General features: G+C 62.4%; 25 protein-coding genes and 1 riboswitch. Of the genes, 15 read left to right on the forward strand and 10 right to left on the reverse strand.

Translation table 11 applies throughout. The features are described 5' to 3' along the window. The 4 genes from HBJ59_RS31315 to HBJ59_RS29075 form a co-directional block, all read right to left on the reverse strand. Window positions 1-202 (reverse strand): hypothetical protein (locus tag HBJ59_RS31315; RefSeq protein WP_218586001.1); only part of this gene is annotated, 202 nt, incomplete at its 3' end. Between the two features lie 6 nt (window positions 203-208). Next, complete coding sequence (locus HBJ59_RS29065) at window positions 209-1,135, reverse strand: DUF4880 domain-containing protein (RefSeq protein ID WP_167665541.1); 927 nt, start codon at window positions 1,133-1,135, stop codon at window positions 209-211. Window positions 1,136-1,173: 38 nt separating this feature from the next. Next, window positions 1,174-1,719: an RNA polymerase sigma factor gene (locus HBJ59_RS29070; RefSeq protein ID WP_076016371.1), complete on the reverse strand. Its 546-nt coding sequence runs from the start codon at window positions 1,717-1,719 to the stop codon at window positions 1,174-1,176. Then, window positions 1,716-2,390, reverse strand: a complete 675-nt coding sequence (locus HBJ59_RS29075; RefSeq protein WP_076016372.1) for a secretin and TonB N-terminal domain-containing protein — start codon at window positions 2,388-2,390, stop codon at window positions 1,716-1,718. Before HBJ59_RS29075 ends, HBJ59_RS29070 begins: the two co-directional genes overlap by 4 nt. Window positions 2,391-2,552: 162 nt before the next feature. Here HBJ59_RS29075 and HBJ59_RS29080 point away from each other — a divergent pair, with 162 nt between their 5' ends. The 9 genes from HBJ59_RS29080 to mntP all read left to right on the forward strand — a co-directional run bounded on the left by HBJ59_RS29080 (window position 2,553) and on the right by mntP (window position 10,889). Further along, the gene (locus HBJ59_RS29080) at window positions 2,553-2,864 is read left to right on the forward strand and encodes a hypothetical protein (RefSeq protein WP_167665542.1); all 312 of its coding nucleotides are present in this window, start codon (window positions 2,553-2,555) and stop codon (window positions 2,862-2,864) included. Between the two features lie 137 nt (window positions 2,865-3,001). After that, a complete protein-coding gene (locus tag HBJ59_RS29085; protein ID WP_032898755.1) occupies window positions 3,002-3,856 on the forward strand; it encodes a MurR/RpiR family transcriptional regulator in 855 nt (284 codons plus the stop codon). Window positions 3,857-3,877: 21 nt separating this feature from the next. Continuing rightward, a complete protein-coding gene (gene ddpX, locus HBJ59_RS29090) occupies window positions 3,878-4,420 on the forward strand; it encodes a D-alanyl-D-alanine dipeptidase (RefSeq protein ID WP_063029126.1) in 543 nt (180 codons plus the stop codon). Window positions 4,421-4,538: 118 nt separating this feature from the next. Next, on the forward strand, window positions 4,539-6,089 hold the full coding sequence (locus tag HBJ59_RS29095) for an ABC transporter substrate-binding protein (protein WP_076016374.1): 1,551 nt from the start codon (window positions 4,539-4,541) through the stop codon (window positions 6,087-6,089). A gap of 161 nt (window positions 6,090-6,250) precedes the next feature. Continuing rightward, complete coding sequence (locus HBJ59_RS29100) at window positions 6,251-7,267, forward strand: ABC transporter permease (protein WP_017475340.1); 1,017 nt, start codon at window positions 6,251-6,253, stop codon at window positions 7,265-7,267. Between the two features lie 19 nt (window positions 7,268-7,286). After that, on the forward strand, window positions 7,287-8,168 hold the full coding sequence (gene ddpC / locus HBJ59_RS29105) for a D,D-dipeptide ABC transporter permease (protein ID WP_032868129.1): 882 nt from the start codon (window positions 7,287-7,289) through the stop codon (window positions 8,166-8,168). Further along, the gene (locus HBJ59_RS29110; RefSeq protein ID WP_167665543.1) at window positions 8,165-9,157 is read left to right on the forward strand and encodes an ABC transporter ATP-binding protein; all 993 of its coding nucleotides are present in this window, start codon (window positions 8,165-8,167) and stop codon (window positions 9,155-9,157) included. The genes ddpC and HBJ59_RS29110 overlap by 4 nt, the downstream gene beginning before the upstream one ends. After that, entirely contained in the window at window positions 9,157-10,107 is a 951-nt protein-coding gene (locus tag HBJ59_RS29115) for an oligopeptide/dipeptide ABC transporter ATP-binding protein (protein ID WP_017475343.1), read from the forward strand. The genes HBJ59_RS29110 and HBJ59_RS29115 overlap by 1 nt, the downstream gene beginning before the upstream one ends. Before the next feature lie 41 nt (window positions 10,108-10,148). Beyond that, window positions 10,149-10,315, forward strand: a riboswitch (yybP-ykoY riboswitch). 10 nt (window positions 10,316-10,325) lie between these two features. Beyond that, on the forward strand, window positions 10,326-10,889 hold the full coding sequence (gene mntP, locus HBJ59_RS29120) for a manganese efflux pump MntP (RefSeq protein WP_167665544.1): 564 nt from the start codon (window positions 10,326-10,328) through the stop codon (window positions 10,887-10,889). 62 nt (window positions 10,890-10,951) lie between these two features. On the opposite strand, the gene HBJ59_RS29125 is transcribed toward mntP, so the two are convergent. Continuing rightward, the gene (locus tag HBJ59_RS29125; RefSeq protein WP_167665545.1) at window positions 10,952-12,019 is read right to left on the reverse strand and encodes an NAD(P)-dependent alcohol dehydrogenase; all 1,068 of its coding nucleotides are present in this window, start codon (window positions 12,017-12,019) and stop codon (window positions 10,952-10,954) included. A 148-nt stretch (window positions 12,020-12,167) separates the two neighbouring features. On the opposite strand from HBJ59_RS29125, the gene HBJ59_RS29130 reads away from it, so the two are divergent. The 3 genes from HBJ59_RS29130 (at window position 12,168) to HBJ59_RS29140 (ending at window position 15,358) form a co-directional block, all read left to right on the forward strand. Continuing rightward, window positions 12,168-13,064 (forward strand): glyoxalase, encoded by an 897-nt coding sequence (locus tag HBJ59_RS29130; RefSeq protein ID WP_167665546.1) that lies wholly within the window; start codon window positions 12,168-12,170, stop codon window positions 13,062-13,064. After that, window positions 13,061-14,452 carry an alginate export family protein gene (locus tag HBJ59_RS29135; RefSeq protein ID WP_167665547.1) on the forward strand — a complete coding sequence of 464 codons (1,392 nt, stop codon included), beginning with the start codon at window positions 13,061-13,063 and terminating at the stop codon, window positions 14,450-14,452. Before HBJ59_RS29130 ends, HBJ59_RS29135 begins: the two co-directional genes overlap by 4 nt. Before the next feature lie 87 nt (window positions 14,453-14,539). Further along, on the forward strand, window positions 14,540-15,358 hold the full coding sequence (locus HBJ59_RS29140; RefSeq protein WP_167665548.1) for an alpha/beta fold hydrolase: 819 nt from the start codon (window positions 14,540-14,542) through the stop codon (window positions 15,356-15,358). A gap of 59 nt (window positions 15,359-15,417) precedes the next feature. On the opposite strand, the gene HBJ59_RS29145 is transcribed toward HBJ59_RS29140, so the two are convergent. Beyond that, window positions 15,418-15,834 (reverse strand): DoxX family protein, encoded by a 417-nt coding sequence (locus HBJ59_RS29145; protein ID WP_167665549.1) that lies wholly within the window; start codon window positions 15,832-15,834, stop codon window positions 15,418-15,420. A 107-nt stretch (window positions 15,835-15,941) separates the two neighbouring features. Next, window positions 15,942-16,817 (reverse strand): LysR family transcriptional regulator, encoded by an 876-nt coding sequence (locus HBJ59_RS29150; protein WP_167665550.1) that lies wholly within the window; start codon window positions 16,815-16,817, stop codon window positions 15,942-15,944. A 176-nt stretch (window positions 16,818-16,993) separates the two neighbouring features. Here HBJ59_RS29150 and HBJ59_RS29155 point away from each other — a divergent pair, with 176 nt between their 5' ends. Further along, window positions 16,994-17,992, forward strand: coding sequence for an NAD(P)H-quinone oxidoreductase (locus HBJ59_RS29155; protein ID WP_167665551.1), 999 nt, complete (start codon window positions 16,994-16,996; stop codon window positions 17,990-17,992). 14 nt (window positions 17,993-18,006) lie between these two features. Here HBJ59_RS29155 and HBJ59_RS29160 read toward each other — a convergent pair whose 3' ends face one another. Continuing rightward, window positions 18,007-18,906: a LysR substrate-binding domain-containing protein gene (locus HBJ59_RS29160; protein ID WP_167665552.1), complete on the reverse strand. Its 900-nt coding sequence runs from the start codon at window positions 18,904-18,906 to the stop codon at window positions 18,007-18,009. Window positions 18,907-19,007: 101 nt separating this feature from the next. On the opposite strand from HBJ59_RS29160, the gene HBJ59_RS29165 reads away from it, so the two are divergent. Beyond that, on the forward strand, window positions 19,008-19,613 hold the full coding sequence (locus HBJ59_RS29165) for a glutathione S-transferase (protein WP_167665553.1): 606 nt from the start codon (window positions 19,008-19,010) through the stop codon (window positions 19,611-19,613). Between the two features lie 6 nt (window positions 19,614-19,619). Here HBJ59_RS29165 and HBJ59_RS29170 read toward each other — a convergent pair whose 3' ends face one another. Together HBJ59_RS29170 and HBJ59_RS29175 are read right to left on the reverse strand one after the other, a co-directional pair. Next, a complete protein-coding gene (locus tag HBJ59_RS29170) occupies window positions 19,620-20,744 on the reverse strand; it encodes an alkene reductase (RefSeq protein ID WP_167665554.1) in 1,125 nt (374 codons plus the stop codon). Window positions 20,745-20,839: 95 nt separating this feature from the next. Next, window positions 20,840-21,517: a type 1 glutamine amidotransferase domain-containing protein gene (locus HBJ59_RS29175; protein ID WP_076016386.1), complete on the reverse strand. Its 678-nt coding sequence runs from the start codon at window positions 21,515-21,517 to the stop codon at window positions 20,840-20,842. Between the two features lie 167 nt (window positions 21,518-21,684). Here HBJ59_RS29175 and HBJ59_RS29180 point away from each other — a divergent pair, with 167 nt between their 5' ends. Next, window positions 21,685-22,641: a GlxA family transcriptional regulator gene (locus tag HBJ59_RS29180; RefSeq protein ID WP_167665555.1), complete on the forward strand. Its 957-nt coding sequence runs from the start codon at window positions 21,685-21,687 to the stop codon at window positions 22,639-22,641.

Here is a 22,641-nt window from a genome sequence, read left to right on the forward strand (position 1 = left end):
ACTCGGCATCTACCGCCTGCTCTAAGACCAACTTGGTCATGACACTGGCTGGTGCTAGTTTTTCAAACCGTTCTAAAACCTTGTCCCACATAGTTTCGTCGCCCTGACTGGATTGGTTAGGGGATTTTAAACCAAGACCTTGAAAGGGATGGCTGTAAGAGCGGAACCCTAAGTGGCCGTTACCTAAATAACGGATATACACACCAAACTAACTCAACAAAACCACCCCCCCAGGCAACTCCGTACACTTAGCCCCATACGCATCGCGAATCAAAAGCGCCACCCCCGCCAACTGATGCAAACTAAACCGCGCCTGCACCCGCCGCTTGCCCAACTCCGCATTCATCAGCAGCAACATCCCCGGCCGATAGCGATTAATCTCATCCACCACCGTCGCCAACGTCGCGTTATCAAACACCAACACCTGCTCCCGCCAGGCCACCACCGCCTGCACATCCACCGCCACCGGCTCACCCACACCGCCAGCGTCATAAGTCAGTTGCCGCCCACCCTCAAGCCGAACCGTACGCCCGCCCACAGCCACCGACACCGCCCCATCAATGCACGTCACACACACACTGTGATCCGTATTGCGCACATTGAACCGCGCCCGAGCCGCACTCAACCACCCTCCACCAGCCTGAACCTGAAGCGGCATCGCAGCATTGGCAACCACCTCAACCTCCCCCTCCACCAACTCAATCCCACCTTCACGCCGGCTGATCCGCGTCTGGGTATTGAGCTCCAGCCGAACACCCTCACTCAACTCCACCCGCCGCTGCTCGCCGACCTCGGTGCGGTAATCCGCCGTCAACCCGGCAAATCCACCCGGCACGGTAAACCGCACCATAAACACCGCCGCCGACGCCGCAATCGCCCCACCCAAAAACGCCCGTCGCCCAAAATGCCGTGGCCGGGAAAACTGCTCGGCGGCCGGTGCCAATTGCTGCCATAACACCTTGGCCTGCTCGAACGCCCGGGCATGTTCCGGGCTCTGGGCGCACCACTGGCGCAACGCTTTGGCATCCGCAACGGTGGCCCTGCCCGAAGTCAGCAGCACCAGCCAATCACGCGCTTCATCGTGCAGGGGGTTGTCTGGCACATTCCGGGCAGCGGGGAAGTTAAAAATGTTCAAGCGCGCAGGTACTCAACGGATTATCAGGGACTCAATCACTAAGACGGTTTTCCGGCCCCGGGACCGAACCGCTGGATCACTTTTCTTTCAAGGCGCTGCGCGCAGTGGCCCAGCCCGGCCTTGATTTCCTTTTCGACCATGCGCGTGGAAATCCCGAAACGCTTGGAGATTTCCAGATGCGGCGCCTCTTCCAGGCGCGCAGCGATAAGGATCTGACGCCGCCGCGCCGGCAGCTCGTAGAGGGCCTTGAGCAAGGACTGGATTTCCCGCTGGCCACCCACCACCCGCGACGGGTCCTGGGCTTCATCGACAGTCTGCAGCAGCTCTTCGACTTCGCTGCCGGTCAGCAGCCGCGCATCCGCCTGGCGCCGGTCGGCGGCGATGTTCAGGGCCATGCGGTACAGGTAGGCATTGGGTTGCGCCAGGTTCGGCGGCACCTCCATGCGGTCGACCCGCAGGTAGGTTTCGTGCAGCACGTCGTTGGCCAGGTCCTCGGACCCGAGGCGCTTGCGCAGGCGTACCTTAAAGTCCTCGTAGGACGCCAGGAACAGGCTGACCATCGTGCTGTGGCCGGTGTCTTTCATGCCCCGGAAACTCCTTCCCCTGCTGTGCATTCCATGCGTGTTCCTGTTGAATCGGGCATCAAAAGTAAGGTCACCGGCAAGCGCAGTGAACTGGGCGCCGGGCGTTCGACACGGGTGGAGCCCAGGCCGCGTACCAGCGCTTCGTCACGCTGCAGGTCGCCGGTGGAACTGACCAGGCGGCTGTGTTCGATCACCCCGTCACCGTTGACCCACACCTGCACCAGCGCCCGGAAACTGCCGGGGCGGGTCAGGGGCGAACGGCACAAACTGCGCTCGATCGCCTGCTGCAAGGCCGTGGCGTAGCTGTTGTTGATCCGTGCTGCATGGCCGGCCTTCAGCCCTCGGGTGGTTGCCGGCTGGCTGACCTCGGGGACTTGCAAGGTGAACGCATCGCTGCGGGCATAACGCGCCATCAAGCCACTCCCTGTCAGCAGCAGGCCCAGGGCTTGCTGCGCGCTGTAGCGGCCATGTACACCGATGGAACGCCGGCCCCGGGTCAATTCACGGTCCACCAGCACCGCCATGCCGGTGGCACGGCTGAACGCTTGGAGGGCGTTGTCCAGGTTCTGGGCAGGCAGGTCCAGGATCACTTCGGCGCGCACGCTTTGCGCCAGCCCCAACAGCAGAGCCAGGCAGCAGCCCGCGCGCCTCCAAGCCCCCCTGCTCAGCATCGCAACACGTCCGACATAGCCTACAAAACCGTCATCCTGAGGCCCGTTTATGAACCTGATGTTACGGTGCCAGCAAAAAAAACATCACGGTGACGGCCAGCCCGCTGCACTACACTTTTGCCCTATACCCGCCCATTTCCCAGGGCGCGCCAGGAGGCACTGATGAACCTGTTCCCGACCCTCGCCCGCCTGTTGCTGTGTGCAACCCTGCCGCTGATGGCCCACGCCGAAGGCGCTCCCAGTGGCTGCGCCGAGGTCAATGTGGATGGCTACAAGGCGCCGGACTATGGCTGCCTGAGCCAGCAAATGGGCAACAACCCGGACGCCGCAAAAGCCACGCAAAAGAACCAGGAAGCGCAGCAGGTGCCCATCGAAAAGCGCAAGCCGAACCAGATCGGGCTCTCTACGCCAGCGGCGACCAGCGTGCGTATGGGCAATACCTTCGGCACATCGGTGAAACCCCAGCGGCCTTGATCGTCGCTTGTCCCCCTCCTGCGTACCCGCTCGAAAAAAAGCCATTGTGTTATCGCGATTGCCGATGTTATGTTTCTAACAGACATCAAAATCATGAAACCTGAGTAACATCAATGACCGGTCTCCGCGAAAACGTCATGGATAAAAACAGCTTCCAGCGCACGCTGGAACAGCAGTTCCCGACGCTCACGCCCACCGGCAAGCGCATCGCTACTTACCTGCTGGGCAACCTGCAGCAATTACCGTTCGAAACCGCCGACAGCATTGCGCAACAGGCCGGTACCACCGGGATTTCGGTGGGACGTTTTTTGCGAACCCTGGGTTATCGCAACCTCGATGACGTCAAGCAAGGCCTGCGTGGCGACCCGCAAGCGTCCTGGCTGATCACCGACCGCCTGGGTGCCTTTCGCCAGGAGAACGATCAGGAAGACGCCCTCGACCGCTCCCTCAACCGCGAGATCGAAGCCATCCAGCACGTCTACGGCCTGGCCCGCAGTCAGGGTTTTGCCGATATTGTGCAGCACATCGTGGACGCCGACGCCGTGTTTATCCTCGGTATCCAGTCCACCCGGGGCATCCTCAACGCGTTCCACAGTCACCTGGAATACATTCGCCCCAAGGTCTATTACGTCGACGGCCTGTCGGGAATCTACGCCGAGACCCTGAACTCCGGCTTTGAAAAACCCTACGCCATCACGGCGGACTTCCGCGCTTATTCCAGCATCACCCCCACGTTCTGCGAGACCGCGAATGCCCAGGGTCTACCCTTGGCGCTGATCACCGATTTGCAATGCCCCTGGGCCCGGGACTACGACCTGGACCTGCTGCAACTGAAAACCGATGTTGGCCAGTTCTGGGACTCCATGGCGCCCCTGACGTGCCTGTTCAACCTGATGGTGTCCGCGGTCGCTGACCGCTACGGCGAGCGCCTGGACGCACGCCTGGCGAAAAACCGCGCCCTGCAACAGGCCTTCGGCCAGTTCGAATCCTGACCCTGGAAAGGAAATCTTTGAGTGAATACCAGCCCATTGGTAGAAATCGCCCCACCGGAGTACCCGGTACAGGTCGACCTGATCTACGCCAGTGCCGACAACCTGGCAGGCACCGTGATCTACCGCAACGCCCGCTGCCTGCTGCACACTGAAGCGGCGGCCTGCCTGCGCAAGGCGAGCCTGTTGGCACGCCAGGCCGGCATGACCCTGCTGATCTACGACGCCTATCGGCCGGCCTACGCCCAGCAGTTGCTGTGGCAAGCCCTGCCCAACCCGGACTACGTGCGCGACCCGCGCCTGGGCTCGCACCACACACGCGGCGTGGCCGTCGACCTGACACTGATTGATGAACACGGCACACCACTGGACATGGGCACGGCGTTTGATGCCATGGAGCCCAAGTCCCACCAGTTCTACCCCGACTTGCCGCCGCAGGTGCAGCGCAACCGCCTGCTGTTGTTGGGCATCATGCTCGGCGCCGGCTTCAAGGCGATTGCCACCGAGTGGTGGCATTACGAATTGCCGGACGCCGAACTTTTCCCATTAATTGAGGAGTCACACTGATCACAAGGAACGTACCATCACAATAATGAGCAGCACCCTTTAGCTCCAACTGCCCGGTTATAGATTTCATAAAAATAAACCAACCCGCTTTTTCCTCTAAATAATCAAGGAAACCGGCATGACCCCAAGTAACCGCAAGACCCTCGCACTCTCCCTGCTGTGCGCCGCCCTGAGCCTGGGCGCGTGGCAATCGGCAAGTGCGGCCGCGCCCAAAGACACCCTGATGATCGGCAAGGCCGCCGACCCGCAAACCCTCGACCCGGCCGTGACCATCGACAATAACGATTGGGCGGTGACGTACCCGGCGTACCAGAAACTGGTGGCCTACAAAGTCGAAAACGGCAAGGGCAGCACCGACGTCAAGGGCGACCTCGCCGACAGCTGGACCACCTCGGCCGACGGCCTGGTGTGGGACTTCAAACTCAAGCCCGGCAACAAGTTCGATGACGGCGCCGAGGTAGATGCCAATGCGGTGAAGTTCTCCTTCGACCGCGTGATGCAGCTCAAGCAAGGCCCGTCGGGCGCGTTCCCGGATGACATGAAAGTCACCGTGGTCGACCCGCTGACCGTGCGCTTCACCCTGACCAAACCCTACGCGCCCTTCCTCTACACCCTCGCCCACAACGGCGCCGGCATCATCAACCCGGACGTGGTGAAACAGGGCGACGTCAACGCCTACCTATCCACCCACACCGCCGGTTCCGGCGCGTTCCGCCTGACCAACTGGCAGAAGGGCCAGAGCCTGACCCTGGAACCCAACACCTACTACGCCGGCGCCAAGCCCGCGCTGAACAAGGTGGTGATCAAGATCATCAGCGAAGCCTCGGTACGCCGCCTGCAACTGGAACGCGGTGATCTGGACATTGCCGAAGACATGCCTCAGGACCAACTCACCAACCTGGCCAAAAAGAAAGACGTGGTGATCAAGGAGTTCCCGTCGCTGCGGGTGACCTACCTGTACCTGAACAACCAGAAAGCCCCGCTGAACAACCAGAACGCCCGCCAGGCAATCGTTGATGCGGTGGACTACAAAGGCATTGTCGACGGCATCCTCAAGGGCCAGGCCAAGTTGATGAACGGGCCGATTCCCGCCGGCATGTGGGCCAATGACCCGAGCCTGCCATTGATGAAACAGGACCTGGACAGCGCCGGCGCCAACCTGAAGAAGCTCCCGACAAAAATCACCAACCTGAACTACATGTACTCCGACAAGGACCCGGACTGGGAATCCATCGGCCTGACCCTGCAAGCCAGCCTGGCGCCGCTGGGGATCAACCTGAAGATGGAAAAACTGGCCAACGCCACCATGCGCGAGCGCCTGGGCAAGGGTGACTTCGACGTGTCCATCGGCTCGTGGGCGCCGGACTTCTCCGATCCCTACATGTACATGAACTTCTGGTTCGACTCCTCCCTGCAAGGGCTGCCGGGCAACCGCTCGTTCTACAGCAACCCGGTGGTGGACAAGCTGATTCGCGATGCGGCGGCCAACAACGACACGGCCAAGCGCACCGAGCTGTACCAGGAAGCCCAGAAGATCGTGCTCAAGGATAGCGTGTACGCCTACCTGTATCAGAAGAACTACACCCTGCCGATGCGTGAGTCGGTGAAGGGTTATGTGTTCCATCCGATGCTGGAGCAGGTGTTCAACGTGGCTGAGATCAGTAAGTAACTGCCGCTTGATCTCGATACCCCTGTAGGAGCGAGCTTGCTCGCGAAGAACCCGAGAGCGCCGCATTCATTCAGGATCAGCGCGCCATCATTGACGACCTTCGCGAGCAAGCTCGCTCCTACAGTTGAACGCTGCCCGTCCTGTGTTACCGAGGAGCCCTCATGGCCTTCCTGAATATGTTGCGCAAACGCCTGTTCGGCCTGATTTTGGTCGTCGTCGGCGTTTCGCTGATTACCTTTTGCATCTCCCACCTGATCCCGGGTGACCCGGCGCGCCTGATTGCCGGCGACCGGGCCAGTGACGCCATTGTCGAGAACATCCGTCATCAACTGGGCCTCGACCTGCCGCTGTACCAGCAATACGGCCGCTACATGAGCGACCTGCTGCACGGCGACCTCGGCACGTCGATCCGCACCAGCCGCCCGGTGCTGGAAGACCTGAAAGCCTTCTTCCCCGCGACCCTGGAACTGGCGGTTGCCGCCCTGTTGCTCTCGGTGCTGGTGGGCGTACCGCTTGGCGTGTTGTCAGCGGTGTATCACAACCGCGCCATCGACCAGATCGCCCGAACGCTGGCGGTCACCGGCATTTCCACGCCGGCCTTCTGGCTTGGCCTGGGCCTGATCGTGTTGTTCTACGGCCAACTCGGCTGGCTGCCCGGCAGCGGTCGGCTGGATGAAGGCCTCGAACCGCCACGCACCATTACCGGCTTCTACCTGATCGACTCGCTGCTGGCCGGCGATATTCCGCTGTTCCTGAATGCCCTGGAGCATCTGATCCTGCCCGCCGTGACCCTGGGTTTCGTCAACCTCGGCGTGGTCGCCCGGCAGATCCGTTCGGCGATGCTCGACCAGTTGGGCGAGGACTACATCCGCACCGCCCGTGCCTACGGCCTGTCGCGCTGGGCAGTGATCCTGCGCCACGCCCTGCCCAATGCGCTGATCCCGTCGATCACCGTACTCGGCCTGACCCTCGGTGACCTGCTGTACGGCGCCGTGCTCACCGAAACCGTGTTCGCCTGGCCGGGCATGGGCGCCTATGTGGTGAAGTCGATCCAGTCCCTGGATTTCCCGGCAGTGATGGGCTTCGCGATCATGGTGTCGTTTATTTATGTGCTGCTGAACATGCTGATCGACCTGCTCTACCGGGTGGTCGACCCACGCATCGGCGAGGTGAATTGAGATGACCGCACCCGTGACCATGCCCGTACCGGTACCCTTGGAGCAGCGCCCCACCTGGCGCGCGCGAATGGAGTACCTGGGCTATCAAATACGCCGCAGCCCGCTGACCATCGCCGGCCTGACCATCACCTTGATCGTGCTGATCTGCATGGCCTTCGCCCCTTGGTTGGCCAGCCATGATCCCAACGCTTTGAACCTGGCCCAACGCCTGGCCGAACCTTCCGCCGAGCATTGGTTCGGCACTGATGAAGTCGGCCGCGACCTGTTCAGCCGGGTGCTGTACGGCAGCCGCCAGTCGGTGGGCGTCGGCCTGTTCGTGGCGTTTTCATCCTGCCTGGTGGGCGGCTTGCTGGGTTGCCTGTCGGGGATTATCGGCGGGCGTTTCGACAGCCTGATCATGCGCCTGATGGACATCATGCTGTCGGTGCCGTCCCTGGTGCTGATCATGGCCCTGGCCGCAGCCCTGGGCCCGAGCCTGTTCAACGCGATGCTGGCGATCACCGTGGTGCGTATTCCGTTCTACGTGCGCCTGGCCCGCGGCCAAGCCCTGAGCATTCGCCAGATGGGCTACGTCAAGGCGTCCCAGACCTTCGGCGCCGGGCGCTGGCACATCGTGTCGTGGCACGTGGGCCGCAACGCCATGCCGCCGTTGCTGGTGCAACTGAGCCTGGACATCGGCAGCGCGATCCTGATGGCTTCGGCCCTGGGTTTCATCGGCCTGGGTGCACAGCAGCCCACCGCCGAATGGGGCGCGATGGTTGCTACCGGGCGCAATTTCATTCTCGACAACTGGTGGTACTCGACCTTTCCGGGGCTGGCGATCCTGGTCACCGCGACCGGTTTCAACCTGCTGGGTGACGGTGTTCGTGACCTGCTCGACCCACGGCAACAGGGGAAATGACCATGTCCAGTCCGGCAGTCCTTGCCATCGATAACCTGAGCCTGGAGTTCCCGGCTTACCGCAACAACGTCCAGGCACTCAACGGCGTGTCGTTACACGTCAACCCCGGCGAAGTGGTCGGCGTGGTGGGTGAGTCCGGCTCCGGCAAATCCGTGACCGCCATGCTCAGCCTGCGCCTGCTGCCGGAACGCAGTTACCGGATCACCGCCGGCAGCTTGCAGATGCTTGGCCGCGACATGTTGGCTGCCAGCGAGAAGGAGCTGTTGCAGATTCGCGGGCGGGACGCGGCGATGATCTTCCAGGAGCCGATGACCGCGCTGAACCCGACCCGGCGCATTGGCCGGCAGATGCTCGACGTGATCATCCACCACCAGCGCCTGAGCAAAGCCGCCGCCCGCGCCAAGGCCATCGCCCTGCTGCGGGACATGCACATCGCCGACCCCGAGCAAGTGCTCGACAGTTACCCTTTCGAACTCTCCGGCGGCATGCGCCAGCGGGTGATGATCGCCCTGGCGTTTTCCTGCGACCCACAGTTGCTGATCGCCGATGAACCCACCACCGCCCTCGACGTCACCGTGCAACGCCAGGTGCTGTTGCTCCTGCGGGAAAAAGCCCGGGCACGCGGCACCGCGATTTTGCTGATTACCCACGACATGGCGGTGGTTTCGCAGTTCTGCGACCGGGTCTACGTGATGTACACCGGCGCGGTGGTGGAAGAAGGCCCAACCGCCCAAGTGATGAGCGACCCGCGCCATCCCTACACCCAGGGCCTGCTCAGCGGTTTGCCGGAACAGGTAAAGCCCGGCGACGACCTGCTGACCATCCCCGGCCAGGTGCCCAACCTCGCCGCCCTGCCCTCAGGCTGCACCTTCCGCGAACGCTGCCCCCAGGCCATGAGCCAGTGCATCGAGCGTCCGCGCCTGGATCTGATCAACCCTGCCGGCACCCGCAAAAGCGCGTGCTGGCTGACTGCCGGGGAGTCGATGTAATGACAGTGCCTCAAGATTCACTGCTGGCCCTGCGGGATGTGCGGGTCAAGTTCCCGGTGAAAACCGACTGGCTGGGCCGCCCGCGCGGTTATGCCCACGCCCTGAACGGCATCGACTTGCAGGTTCGCCGCGGGGAAACCCTGGGGATTGTCGGCGAATCCGGCTGTGGTAAAAGCACCCTCGCCCAACTGTTGATGGGCCTGGTCAAGCCCAGCGACGGCGAAGTCGACTGGGTCTACGAAAGCGCCCGGGAACGTCACCGCCATGTGCAGATCGTGTTCCAGGATCCGCAATCGTCCCTCGACCCGCGCCTGCCCATCTGGAAAATCATCACCGAGCCGTTGTTCGCCCTCGGCGACACGCCCAAGGGTGAAATGCGCACCATCGCCGCCAAGGTCGCCGCCCAAGTGGGCATCCGCGCCGAATACCTGGACCGCTACCCGCACCAGTTTTCCGGTGGCCAGCGCCAACGCATCGCCATCGCCCGCGCGCTCGCCTCCAATCCGAGCATCCTGGTACTGGACGAGCCGACCTCGGCCCTGGACATCTCGGTCCAGGCACAAATCCTCAACCTGCTCGCCGAGCTGCAACGCCGACTGGGGCTGACCTACATCCTGATCTCCCACAACGTGTCCGTGGTGCGGCACATGGCCGACCGGGTGGCGGTGATGTACCTGGGGCAGATTGTAGAACTGGGGTGTGCCGAGCAAGTGCTGGAGCAACCGAAGCATCCGTATACCCAGCTGCTGCTGGAGGCGGTGCCCAAGCTGGGGGTGGCGCTGGATGATGCCTACGTCAGTGCACCCACCGAGTTGCCGGGGAACCGGGTGTTGCCGGGCGGGTGCTTTTTCCTTGATCGCTGCCCGCGCCGTACCCAAGGCTGCGAACGGCCGCAGCGGTTGACCGGCGGGATGAGTCAGCAGGTACGGTGTCATCTGGAGCATCCGTGAGGCACGGTTAACAAAATTTTCATGTAGCCAAGGCTATGATCCGCCACCTCGTTGGGGAGTAGCCTGCTTCGGATTCTCGAAGCGTTCGTATCAACATTCTCGGCAACATGCCGTGGTGCGAACACCATTTTGGTTGGTGAGACCAGCGACACATCCATGCCTGAAGTCGGGCGTGTGGTTGTGTCGTTGACTCATATAGCCCGACTGGAAGTCTTACCGTGAACCCCATTTCCCTCATCCTTCTCGCCCTTGCCATGTCCACGGACGCCTTCGCGGCGGCCATCGGCAAAGGTTCCAGCCTGCACAAACCGCGTTTGACCGAAGCCCTGCGGGCCGGCCTGATCTTTGGTGTGATCGAAGCCATCACGCCGATTATCGGCTGGGCTATTGGCCAGGCTGCCACCCGCTGGGTGCAGGACTGGGACCATTGGATCGCCTTTACCTTGCTGGTCGGCCTGGGCCTGCACATGATCTACAACGGCATGAAAGCCGATGATCCAGAGGAAGAGAAACCGAGCCAGCACTCGTTCATGATTCTTGCCGTGACGGCGTTTGCCACCAGCATTGATGCACTGGCGGTCGGTGTGGGCCTGGCGTTTGTCGACGTGAATATCCTGGTGGCGGCAGCGGCTATTGGTTTGGCGACGATGACCATGGTGACCATCGGCATGATGCTCGGCCGGGTGTTGGGGACTGTGGTGGGCAAGCGCGCCGAGATGGTCGGCGGCGTGGTGCTGATGCTGGTGGGTGCGACGATTTTGTATGAGCACCTGTCGGTCTAGACAATAGCGAAGATCAAAATGTGGGAGCGGGCTTGCTCCCACAGTGGTTCTGCGGTGATTAATCAGGCCGCGTTCTTTTCTTTCTTCAAGCTCTCGATATCGATCACAAACCGATACTTCACATCCCCCTTGAGCATCCGCTCGTAGGCTTCATTGATGCTCTGGATGTCGATCATCTCGACGTCCGAGACAATCCCGTGCTTGGCGCAGAAATCCAGCATGTCCTGGGTTTCCTGGATGCCGCCGATCAACGATCCGGCCAGGCTGCGGCGCTTGAAGATCAGGTTGAACACGGTCGGCGACGGGTGCGGGCTGTCCGGGGCACCCACCAGGGTCATGGTGCCGTCGCGCTTGAGCAGGTTGAGGAAGGCATCGAGGTTGTGAGACGCAGCCACGGTGTTGAGGATGAAGTCCAGGGAGTTGGCAACCTTGGCCATTTCATCCGGGTTCTTCGATACCACCACTTCATCGGCGCCCAGGCGCAGGCCGTCTTCGCGCTTGTTCGGCGAGGTGGTGAACAGCACGACGTAGGCACCCATGGCGTGGGCGATTTTCACCGCCATATGCCCCAGGCCACCCAGGCCGACGACGCCAACGCGCTTGCCCGGCCCGACGTTCCAGTGGTGCAGCGGTGAGTAGGTGGTGATGCCTGCGCACAGCAGCGGCGCGACCGCCGCCAGGTTGCTCTCGTCATGGGAGATGCGCAGGACGAACTTCTCCTTCACCACGATATTGTCCGAGTAGCCGCCGAACGTATTTTCGCCACCAAACACCGGGCCGTTGTAGGTGCCGGTGAAGCCGTTTTCGCAGTACTGCTCTTCGCCCTCGGCGCAGGATTCGCACTGCTGGCAGCTGTCGACCATGCAGCCGACACCGGCCAGGTCGCCTACCTTGAATTTGCTGACATTGGCGCCCACCGCCGTCACCCGGCCAACGATTTCATGGCCCGGCACCGACGGGTACAAGGTGTTGTGCCATTCGTTGCGCACGGTATGCAGGTCCGAGTGGCAGACGCCGCAGTAGAGGATGTCGATTTGCACGTCGTCGGCCCCGGGGGCGCGACGCTCGAATGTGAAGGGCTTGAGTGAATCCTTGGGATCCCTGGCGGCATAGCTGTAAGTCTTGGCCATTTCGTTCACCTGCGTAATCAGACGTTGAAGTCAGTTGACCAGCATAGACGCTGAACCGTTCAACCGAGCACGTCCATACAATCCGCAGGGCGGCCCGGTCCCTAAGCTGACGGCTTTCGATCACGCTAAAGAGTGCTGGAGAGTGGGCATGCGCAAGAAAGTAATGACGATACCGCTGGCCTTGACGTTGTTGGCCGTACAGATGATGGGCAGCGCGTTTGCCGCAACCCCGAACGTAGCCGTGGCGCCGCAATACGACACCAGCCACGTTTATGTCGCCCCGGCTGACGTGGACCGCTTTGCCCAGAGTTTTCTCGCCACGTTCGGCGGCAAAAGCACGGCCCAGGTGGTGGTGAATGTACTGCCGGTGCCCAGCAGCACCACTTCGCAACTCTTGCAGACGCCGGCCGGCACGGTGTCATTGTTTGGCTTCACCACGCCTGTCCCGCATCCGTTCGGCCAGGAGCGCAACGGCTACCTGGTCAAGGACATGGACCTTGCACTCAAGGCTGCCCGGGAAAACGGCGCGGCGGTGATTGTCAGTGATTTTCCCGACCCCATTGGCCGTGATGCGGTGATCCAGTGGCCGGGCGGTGTGAATATGCAGCTCTACTGGCACACCAAGGCCCCGGATTACGCGGCGTTCCAGACCGTTCCGGAGAACCGCGTGTATGTCTCCAGCGACCGTGCCGACACGTTCATCAAATCCTTCATCGGGTTTTCCCACGGCAAAGTCCTGGCCGATGACAAGCATGCCCCGGCGGTCGAGATCGGCCAGGCCAGCGGCAGCTATCGCCGCGTCGATATCGAGTCGCCGTTCGGGCACATGGCGGTACTGGTCACCAACGGCCAACTGCCCTACCCCTTCGGCCATGAAACCACCGGCTACCAGGTGGCCGACCTGACCGACACGCTGGGCAAAGCCACTGGCTCCGGTGCCAAGGTGCTGGTTCCGGCGCTTGACAGTAAGGGCCGGCGCAGCGCGCTGGTGGAATTCCCGGGCGGTTACGTCGCGGAGATTCACCAGCTCAGCGGGGCAAAATGATCCGCGGCACGGGCTGGAGCCTGGCGGTGCTGTGGTCGCTGCTGGCAGGCAGCGCCCACGCTGACGAGCAAGCGACACGGCCAGCGATCAAGGCCAACCGCTGGCAGGAAGACTGGTCCGTGCTCAAGGACCCAACGCTGCGCCCCCAACCCCTGGACAGCCTGAAGTACATCCCGCTGTCCAGTGCCAACCCGTTCACTTACCTGTCCCTGGGCGCAACCTTGCGCGAGCGCTTCGAGATGAATGACGCGGGCGGTTTCGGCGTGAATAACGTGGCCCGTGACCGTTACCTGATCCAGCGTTTCCAGATGCATGCCGACCTGCATCTGAATGAAAACTGGCGGGTGTTCACCCAGCTGGAAGACGCCCGGGCCTATGACAAGACGTCAATCGGCGGCGCCGACCAAAACCGTGTCGACCTGCGCCTGGCCTTTGCCGAATACATCAACACCTTCAGTGCCGGCACGTTCAAGGGCCGCGTCGGCCGGCAGGACTTCGCCTTCGACTTGCAGCGCTTCATCTCATCACGGGATGGGCCGAATGTGCGCCAGTCCTTTGATGCGCTGTGGGCTGACTGGGAAACCTCGAACTGGCGTTTTATCGGGATCGCCAGCCACCCGGTGCAGTACCAGGACGAGCGGCACTTCGACGATAAATCCAACGCTGACGCGCAGTTTCACATGCTGCGGGTCGAGCGGTTGGTGGGTGGCAAAAATGAGCTGTCGGCCTATTACGGGGTGTATGAACGCAGCGATGCCCACTACCTGGACGGCGACGGCGATGAAAAACGCCAACTGTTCGACGCGCGATTGGGCGGCGCGGCACTGGGCTTTGACTGGGACATTGAAGCCATGCTGCAAGGTGGCTCGGTGGGGCACAAGGATATCCGTGCCTGGGGTGGCGGCAGCCGCGTGGGCTACACCTTCGACAGCCTGGCCTGGACACCGCGCCTGGGACTGCAGATGGATATCGCCTCGGGCGACCGCCACGCCGGTGACGGCACGGTAGGGACGTTCAACCCGCTGTTCCCCAATGGCTACTACTTTTCCCTGGCGGGTTATACGGGCTACAGCAACCTGATTCACGTCAAGCCGTCGATCACCGTCAAGCCCATCGCCAAGCTCAGCGTTCAGACCGCCGTGGGCCTGCTCTGGCGGCAAACCACCGCAGACGCGGTCTACACCCAGCCCAACCTGCCGGTGGCCGGAACCGCAGGCCAGGGCGAACGCTGGACCGGCGCCTATGCTCAAGTTCGCACCGACTACGGGTTTACCCCCAACCTCACCGGCGCCGTCGAGGCCGTGCACTACGCGGTCGGCCAGACGCTGCGGGATGCCGGCGGGCATGACAGCAATTACCTGGGGGTCGAACTCAAGTTCAGCTGGTAAACCCAACCAAGCACACCCGTACAAGCGCTGCCAGCGCCTGTTCGACAATAGTCAGCCTTTGCATTCGTACTCACCCAAGGAGTTTCCATGAGCACATTCCTCACCAAAGACGGCACCGAAATCTACTTCAAGGACTGGGGCAGCGGCAAACCCGTGCTGTTCAGCCACGGCTGGCCGCTGGACGCGGACATGTGGGAATACCAGATGGAGTACCTGAGCAGCCGCGGCTACCGCACCATCGCGTTTGACCGCCGTGGTTTTGGCCGCTCGGACCAACCCTGGACCGGTAACGACTACGATACCTTCGCCGACGATATCGCCGAACTGATCAACCACCTGGACCTGAAAGACGTGACGCTGGTGGGCTTTTCCATGGGCGGTGGCGACGTCGCCCGCTATATCGCGCGCCATGGCAGCGCGCGCGTTGCCGGCCTGGTGTTGCTGGGGGCGGTGACGCCGCTGTTCGGCCAGAAACCCGACTACCCGCAAGGTGTTCCCAAAGATGTGTTCGACGGCATCAAGGCCGGCTTGCTGAAGGACCGCGCGCAGTTCATTTCCGACTTCAACACACCGTTCTTCGGCATCAACAAGGGTCAGAAAGTCTCCGAGGGCGTACTGACCCAGACCTTGCAGATCGCCCTGCTCGCCTCGCTCAAGTCCACCGTGGACTGCGTCACTGCATTCTCGGAAACCGACTTCCGCCCAGACATGGCCACGATCGACGTGCCAACGCTGGTGATCCACGGTGATGGCGATCAGATCGTACCGTTCGAAACCACCGGCAAGGTGGCCGCCGAGATGATCAAGGGCGCCGAATTGAAGGTGTACAAGGATGCGCCACACGGCTTCGCGGTCACCCATGCCGAAGCCTTGAATACCGACCTGCTGGCGTTCCTGAAGCGCTGAAGCGATTGCATCACCCTGCTCCACTCCTTTTGGCCGGGTTTGCACCCGGCCTTTTTTATTCAGGCGTAACGCAGCGCGCCGACCCACCGCTGGTTGAACGCTATTCGCCCGGGCCCGGCAATCAGGATGCTGGTGAAAATGATCAACAGCAGCCAGCCAAACTGCCCTTCGAGCAGTGTCCATTGCGGATGCACCACCAACATGGCAATCCACAGCACACTCAGGATCGGCAAGCAGGCCAGGCGCACCAGCACCCCGGAAATGATCAACAGTGGGCACAGTACTTCGGCGAAAATCGCCAGCAGCAGTGTCACGCTCGCCCCCAGGTGAAAAGGATCCTCGATCACCTTCAACTGTTCGCCATAGTCCAGCAGCTTGGGAAGGCCATGGACCCACAGCAGGAACAATCCCCCGCTGACCCGCAAAAACAGCAGCCCTAAATCCCGTGCCCATTCTTCCCGTTGTGATGCGTTCATAAGCGACCTGTTCCCGTGACGTTTACCGACGTTTTTACGCCGGAACCGGAGCCGATTGTGCGGCCACGGACGCCTCGGAAATTGCAGCGTTGTGCTGACCTGGGACCTTACTCACCCGTGTCGGCAAACCCGGCGACGATCTCATCGATCACCACCCGCACCCGCGCGGTATGCCGCAAGTCGGCGTGGGTCACCAGCCACACATCGTAGGGCAACGGCCGCGTACGGTCCGGCCACAGCCGCACCAGACCGTCCCGTTCGCCGGAAATCACCGGGATCTCACCGATGCCCAGGCCCGCAGCGATGGACCGGCGCACCAGCAGGCTGGAGCTCAAGGCAGCGACGATGCGCCCACGGCCCAGCGGCTCGGAGACCAGGGTCATGTCTTTCTGGCTTTGCAGGTGCGGCTCGTACACCACCAGGTCGTGCCCTTCGAACAGGCTACCCGGTTCCGGTACGCCGTGGCGGTCGATATACGCCTGCGAGGCAAACAGCCCCACCGGCCAGCGGGCGATGCGCCGGGCGATCAGGTCGGGGTTGTCCGGGCGGGTGTTGCGCACGGCGATGTCGGCTTCACGCTTGGCCAGGCTCAGGATCTGGGTCGAAGCGTCCATCTGCACGCGCACGTCAGGGTGCGCGTCGTGCAGCCGGGCGATGGCCGGGATCAAGAAGTCGATGGCCAGGGAGTCGGTGGTGGTGACCCGCACGGTGCCGGTCAGGCGGTCGTCCAGGCCCTGGACCTGACGTTCCAGGTCAATGGCCGAACGCTCCATTTTCTCCACTGATTGCAACGCGGCCTCACCCACGGCTGTCAGCGCATAGCCTTCGGAGGTGCGCAAAAACAACGTCGCGTTCAAGGACTTTTCCAGGGCATTGACCCGCCGCCCCACGGTGGCCTGATCCACCCCCAGCACCCGCGCGGCACCGCGTGATGTGGACTCGCGGCACACCGCGAGAAATACCCGGGCATCGTCACAGTTCATGGCTTCTCCCTGCGATGCGGTTTTGCATCATTGTGACGTGTAATCGCAGCATTATTGCATCACTCATCACGGCTATGCTGGGCACCAGAAAAAATACCCAGGATCGCCAGCAGGCTGAACCGCTCGGTAACGGGCGCGGTCCCAACCCATACGTTCATTGCTACAGGTGCGCTCAAATGACTCTGCCCCACGAAATGACCCTGATCGAAATCACCAGCCCCGGCGGCCCCGAAGTCCTGCAACCACGCCAGGAGCCGGTACCTGTCGCCGGCTCCGGCGAAGTGCTGATCCGCGTGCACGCCGCCGGCGTCAATCGCCCGGACGCCCTGCAGCGCGCCGGCACGTACCCGATGAAACCCGGCATGAGCCCGATTCCCGGGCTTGAAGTGGCCGGTGTGGTGGTCGCCCTGGGCGAAGGCGTCAGCGAGTTTGCGTTGGGCGACAACGTCTGCGCCCTGACCAATGGCGGCGGGTATGCGCAGTACTGCGCAGTGCCCGCCAGCCAGACCTTGCCGGTTCCCGATGGCCTGGACTGGATTCACGCGGCAGCGATTCCGGAAACCTTCTTCACCGTATGGGCCAACCTGTTCGGCATCGGCGGCGCGCATAAAGGCCAGCGCGTGCTGATCCACGGCGGCACCAGCGGCATCGGCACCACCGCGCTGATGCTCTGCCGCGAGTTCGGTATCGAAGCGTTCGCCACCGCCGGCAGCGCAGAAAAATGCGCCGCCATCCGCGAGCTGGGGGCCGAGCCGATCAACTACCGAGAACAGAATTTCGCCGAGGTCATCGCTGACAAAACCGCTGGCCAGGGCGTCAACGTGATCCTCGACATCATGGGTGGCTCCTACCTGAACGACAACATCAGCGCCCTGGCCATGGAAGGTCGACTGGTGATGCTGGGCTTCCTGGGCGGCGCACGCGCCAAGGACATCGACCTGCTGGCGATTCTCGGCAAACGCGCGATCGTTACCGGCTCGTTGTTGCGCTCACGCACCCGGGAAGAAAAAGCCGCGATTGCCGCACAACTGCGCGAATACGTGTGGCCGGTGCTGTCGGCCGGGCGCTGCCTGCCGATGATCGATGAGGTGTATGCCTACACCGACGCCGCGAAGGCCCATGCGCGGATGGAAGGTGGTGATCACATAGGCAAGATTGTGTTGCGGGTGGACTGAAAAAACGCTGCGGGTCAGGCCTGGGGTTTCAACAGGGCCTGATACGCTTGCGCCTCGGCGAACAACCACTCGGAAAACTCCCGCTGCTTGTTCGCCGCACGCTCCCGTGGCGGCCACACCAGCCAATACGGATAAGGGTACGGTGCGGTGATCTCACTCAACTGCACCAACTCACCTCGCCCAATGGCGTCCTGCACCAGGCTGCGCCGATCCAGCGCGATGCCCTGCCCCAGCCGCACCGCCTCCAGCACCAGGTTCGAATCGTTGCTGCACAGGCCCTGACGCTCAACCGCCATGTCCACACCGGCCGCCTGGCACCACGGCAGCCAGGATTCGGTGCTGTGAATTATCCGGCTCTCGATGATCTGCGCGGGCGTGCACGGCAGGTGCCCGCCGTTGAAGTGTGGCGCCGCGACCACCACCAGTTCGTCATGAAACAGTAACGTCTGCTCCACGCCCTCCCAGTCGCCCTTGCCCATGCGAATGCCGATATCCACCGACTCCTGATGCAGGTTGGAAACCGTCAGGCTGGCTTGCAGGCGGATGTTGATGTCCGGGTAACGCTGCTGAAACGCCGGCAGCCTGGGGATCAACCAGGCGCGGGCAAACGAGGGGATGACGGCCACCACCAGCTCGCCCATTTTCGGCTGGGCCTGGATCGTCAGGGTAGCGTGCTCAATGTCCGCCAGCGCCTGGCGGATTTGCAGCGCGTACAAGCGGCCATCCTCGCTGACACGCAGACCGCGACCTTCACGCACAAACAGGGTAAGGCCGACCATCTCCTCCAGCGCCTTGATCTGCTGGCTGATCGCCGAGTGGGTGACGTGCAATTCCTTGGCGGCCAGGGTCACGCTCCCAAGCCTGGAGGTGGCTTCGAAACTGCGCAGTGCGGTCAAGGGGGGGAAAGCGTTCATGTAAGCGCGGCTAACCTTTCGTGATAAAAAAGATCGATATTGCAGGGGTGGATCCCCCGATAAAGTAATCTGAATTTAACACTGCGGTAAATGGAGGCTTCATGAAACTGGTCGGAATGCTGGACTCGCCCTACGTGCGCCGCGTGGCAATTTCCCTGGAGCTGTACGGTGTCGCGTTTGAACACCAGGCACTGTCGGTGTTCAGCACCTTCGATGAGTTTTCCAGGATCAACCCGGTGGTCAAGGCACCGACGCTGGTGCTCGACGACGGGACGGTGCTGATGGATTCCGGCCTGATCCTCGAATACCTGGAAGCCCTGGCGCCGGCTGACAAAAAGCTGTTGCCCCAGCAAACAGTGACACTTGCCCGGGATCTGCAAGTGATCGGCCTGGCGCTGGCCGCGTGCGAAAAAACCGTGCAGATCGTCTACGAACACCACCTGCGGCCCGCCGAAAAACTGCACCAACCGTGGATCGACCGCGTGACCGGGCAACTGCTGGAGGCTTATTCGTTATTGGAGGCGTTGGTGGCGGCGCGCGACAGCAACGCGCCGCTGACCCAGGCGAGCCTGACGGTGGCGGTCGCCTGGTCCTTCACCCAGCTCAAGATAGCCAACGTCGTGAAGGCCGATGCGTTCCCGCACTTGCAGCGCCATGCGGCACGTGCGGAACAGCATTCGGCGTTTCACAAGTACCCGACCGAGTAGCACCATTTACCCGGCGTACACCGGGTAATCGGTAAAGCCCACTTCCGTGCCGCCATACAGGCCGGCAGCGTTCAACGGGTTCAGCGGCCAACCGTTGAGCAGGCGCTGGGGCAAGTCGGGGTTGGCAATGTATGGCCGGCCGAATGCAATCAGGTCCGCCAGCCCCGCCTCCACCAGTCGCACGCCGCGCTCTGCGGTGTAGCGGCCGGCGTAGATGATGCGACCGGTGAAGGTGTCGCGCACAGCCCGGCGGAACGACTCGGGCAATTCCGGTGCGTTGTCCCAGTCAGCCTCGGCGATGGACACGTAGGCGATGCCGGTGGCCTCAAGTATCTTGATCGCCTCAATGTAGGTGTGATGTGGATCTTCCTCGACCAGGCCAATGTAAACCCGATCCTGATCAGTGCCGCTGAACAACGGCGCAAAGCGCACACCCAGGCGTTCCGGGCCGACCACTTCGGCCACCGCCTCGACAACTTCCCGCAAAAAACGCAGGCGATTGTGCAGCGAGCCACCGTATTCATCTTCGCGCTGGTTGGAATGCGCCGAGATGAACTGGTTGACCAGGTAGCCGTTGGCCGAATGAATCTCCACACCATCAAAGCCGGCGGCTAACGCGTTTTTTGCAGCCTGGGCATACAGCCCCACCAGTTCCTTGACCTCGGCAGTAGCCAAGGCGCGGGGCTCTGGCGGCTGCACCAACTCACCGGTGCCGGGCCCGGTTGCAACGAATGCCTTGGCTTGCTGCGGCTGGATCGCCGACGGCGCGACGGGTGCTGCGCCGTCGGGTTGCAGATCGTGATGGGACACGCGGCCGACGTGCCAAAGCTGGGCGAAGATCACGCCGCCTTCGGCATGCACGGCATCGGTCACGGTACGCCAGCCGTCGATCTGCTCCGGCGTGTAGATGCCCGGGGTCCAGGCATAACCCTGGCCGCGGGGCTCGATCTGCGTGCCCTCGCTGACCATGAAGCCGGCGGTGGCGCGCTGGCGGTAATAGAGCGCCATCAGGTCCGTGGCGATATCACCGGGCTGGGCACTTCGCTGGCGGGTCAGTGGCGGCAGGACGATGCGGTTTTTCAGGGTGTGGTGCCCCAGTTTGATCGGGGTACCTAAAGCGCTGTTACTCATGATGGGGGTTCCAGAAGCGAATTTCGGGCGTGCAGAAGTGGCCGGCTCCCGGTCAGGGGAGCCGCCAATCACTTACTTTTGGGGGATTTAGCGGGTTACGCGGTCAGCTTCAACAGCGCTTTGGCCACGTCACTGGAACTGGCAGGATTCTGCCCCGTGACCAGCAGGCCATCTTCAATCACAAAGGACTGCCAGTCGGCACCCTTCTCGTACTTGCCGCCCAGTGCCTTGAAATCATCCTCGATCAGGAACGGCACCACGTCGGTCAGGCCAACCGCGGCTTCTTCGGAGTTGGAGAAGCCGGTGACGCGTCGGCCCTTGACCAGCGGCTCGCCGTTGACGGCCTTGACGTGACGCAAGGCGCCCGGGGCGTGGCACACAAAGCCAATCGGCTTACCGGCACGCTCGAAGGCTTCGATCAGGGAAATGGAGGTTTTCGACTCTGCCAGGTCCCACAGCGGGCCGTGGCCGCCTGGGTAGAAAACGGTGTCGAAGTCGCCGGCGTTCACCGACTCCAGCTTCAGCGTGGTGGCCAAGGCCTGCTGGGCCGCCGGGTCGGTGGCGAAGCGGCGGGTCTGGTCGGTTTGCGAATCCGGCAGGTCGCTGACCGGATCCAGCGGCGGTTGCCCACCGGCTGGCGAGGCCAGGGTCACATCGGCCCCGGCGTCCTTGAACGCGTAGTAGGGAGCAGCAAATTCTTCGAGCCAGAAACCGGTCTTGCGGCCGGTGTCGCCCAGCTGGTCGTGAGAAGTCAAAACCATCAATACTTTCATGTGCCAGTGCCTCGGAGTGATGTGGGTTGGAATGGAATGAAGCTTAGGAGCCGGGCCAAAACCGCACAATGTCATGTCCGCAAGGATTCCGGACATTGTGCCAAGCCGGTTGCCGTTTACCGGTTACACGCCGACAATCACCGCTCCGCGCCCCTTGGAGAGATGAGATGCACAGCATTGCGCTGATGGTTTACCCGAACTTTCAATCCCTCAGCCTTAGCCTGGGCTCGGTGTTCGAGTGCGCGAATCTGCTGCGGGGCGAGCAGGCGTATGAGTTTCACCTGGTGTCGGAGAGTGGCGGCCCGATCATGACGTCCCAAGGGTTCTCGGTGAACAGCACACCGATCCGGCCCGAGGGTTATGACACATTGATCGTCAGCGGCTACCTGGAGTTCCAACTGCCTGATGCCAACCTGCTGAAGCTGGTCCAGGCGGCCTCCAAGCAATCCCGACGGATTGCTTCGCTGTGCATGGGCATCTTCGTGCTGGCCGAAGCCGGGTTGCTCGAGGGCAAGCGCGCCACCACCCACTGGCTGCATGCGCCGGCGTTTGCCAAGCGCTACCCGCAGATTCGCCTGGAGGAAGACAAACTGTTCGTCGTCGACGGCCAGATCTGGACCGGCGCCGGCATGAGCGCCGGGGTGGACCTGGCGCTGGCGATGGTGGAGAACGATCTGGGCAGCGACCTCGCCCGCCGCATCGCGCGCAAGCTGGTGATTGCCCAGCGGCGTGGCAGCGAACAGTCGCAACTGTCGGCGCTGCTGGAACTGGACCCCAAATCCGACCGCGTGCAACTGGCCCTGGCCTACGCTCGGGAGAATCTGACTCACGACCTTTCAGTCGAGGCATTGGCGGCCGTGGCGCGGCTCAGCCCGCGCCAGTTCAGCCGGGTGTTTCGCGAGGAGACCGGGCAAACCCCGGCCAAGGCCATCGAATCCCTGCGAGTAGAAGCTGCGCGAGCGATGATGGAGACCAGCCGCCATCCGGTGGAAGTGGTCGCCCGCGAGACCGGGTTCGGTGATCGCGAGCGGATGCGCCAGGCGTTCCTGCGCGCATTCGGGCAACCGCCTCAGACGATGCAGGCGGCGCTGTTCAGTGCAGGGGCTGGCGCAGCGTTCAGCTGA

It is taken from the genome of Pseudomonas sp. AN3A02, from assembly GCF_011765255.1.
Lineage (GTDB): Bacteria > Pseudomonadota > Gammaproteobacteria > Pseudomonadales > Pseudomonadaceae > Aquipseudomonas.

Excerpts from the sequence above, each read along its gene's own strand:
- HBJ59_RS29070 (WP_076016371.1), bottom strand. The coding sequence starts at position 1,719 with ATGAAAGACACCGGCCACAGCACGATGGTCAGCCTGTTCCTGGCGTCC.
- HBJ59_RS29075 (WP_076016372.1), bottom strand. The coding sequence starts at position 2,390 with ATGCTGAGCAGGGGGGCTTGGAGGCGCGCGGGCTGCTGCCTGGCTCTG.
- HBJ59_RS29080 (WP_167665542.1), top strand. The coding sequence starts at position 2,553 with ATGAACCTGTTCCCGACCCTCGCCCGCCTGTTGCTGTGTGCAACCCTG.
- HBJ59_RS29085 (WP_032898755.1), top strand. The coding sequence starts at position 3,002 with ATGGATAAAAACAGCTTCCAGCGCACGCTGGAACAGCAGTTCCCGACG.
- HBJ59_RS29095 (WP_076016374.1), top strand. The coding sequence starts at position 4,539 with ATGACCCCAAGTAACCGCAAGACCCTCGCACTCTCCCTGCTGTGCGCC.
- HBJ59_RS29100 (WP_017475340.1), top strand. The coding sequence starts at position 6,251 with ATGGCCTTCCTGAATATGTTGCGCAAACGCCTGTTCGGCCTGATTTTG.
- ddpC (WP_032868129.1), top strand. The coding sequence starts at position 7,287 with ATGCCCGTACCGGTACCCTTGGAGCAGCGCCCCACCTGGCGCGCGCGA.
- HBJ59_RS29110 (WP_167665543.1), top strand. The coding sequence starts at position 8,165 with ATGACCATGTCCAGTCCGGCAGTCCTTGCCATCGATAACCTGAGCCTG.
- HBJ59_RS29115 (WP_017475343.1), top strand. The coding sequence starts at position 9,157 with ATGACAGTGCCTCAAGATTCACTGCTGGCCCTGCGGGATGTGCGGGTC.
- HBJ59_RS29125 (WP_167665545.1), bottom strand. The coding sequence starts at position 12,019 with ATGGCCAAGACTTACAGCTATGCCGCCAGGGATCCCAAGGATTCACTC.
- HBJ59_RS29130 (WP_167665546.1), top strand. The coding sequence starts at position 12,168 with ATGCGCAAGAAAGTAATGACGATACCGCTGGCCTTGACGTTGTTGGCC.
- HBJ59_RS29135 (WP_167665547.1), top strand. The coding sequence starts at position 13,061 with ATGATCCGCGGCACGGGCTGGAGCCTGGCGGTGCTGTGGTCGCTGCTG.
- HBJ59_RS29140 (WP_167665548.1), top strand. The coding sequence starts at position 14,540 with ATGAGCACATTCCTCACCAAAGACGGCACCGAAATCTACTTCAAGGAC.
- HBJ59_RS29145 (WP_167665549.1), bottom strand. The coding sequence starts at position 15,834 with ATGAACGCATCACAACGGGAAGAATGGGCACGGGATTTAGGGCTGCTG.
- HBJ59_RS29150 (WP_167665550.1), bottom strand. The coding sequence starts at position 16,817 with ATGAACTGTGACGATGCCCGGGTATTTCTCGCGGTGTGCCGCGAGTCC.
- HBJ59_RS29155 (WP_167665551.1), top strand. The coding sequence starts at position 16,994 with ATGACTCTGCCCCACGAAATGACCCTGATCGAAATCACCAGCCCCGGC.
- HBJ59_RS29160 (WP_167665552.1), bottom strand. The coding sequence starts at position 18,906 with ATGAACGCTTTCCCCCCCTTGACCGCACTGCGCAGTTTCGAAGCCACC.
- HBJ59_RS29165 (WP_167665553.1), top strand. The coding sequence starts at position 19,008 with ATGAAACTGGTCGGAATGCTGGACTCGCCCTACGTGCGCCGCGTGGCA.
- HBJ59_RS29170 (WP_167665554.1), bottom strand. The coding sequence starts at position 20,744 with ATGAGTAACAGCGCTTTAGGTACCCCGATCAAACTGGGGCACCACACC.
- HBJ59_RS29175 (WP_076016386.1), bottom strand. The coding sequence starts at position 21,517 with ATGAAAGTATTGATGGTTTTGACTTCTCACGACCAGCTGGGCGACACC.
- HBJ59_RS29180 (WP_167665555.1), top strand. The coding sequence starts at position 21,685 with ATGCACAGCATTGCGCTGATGGTTTACCCGAACTTTCAATCCCTCAGC.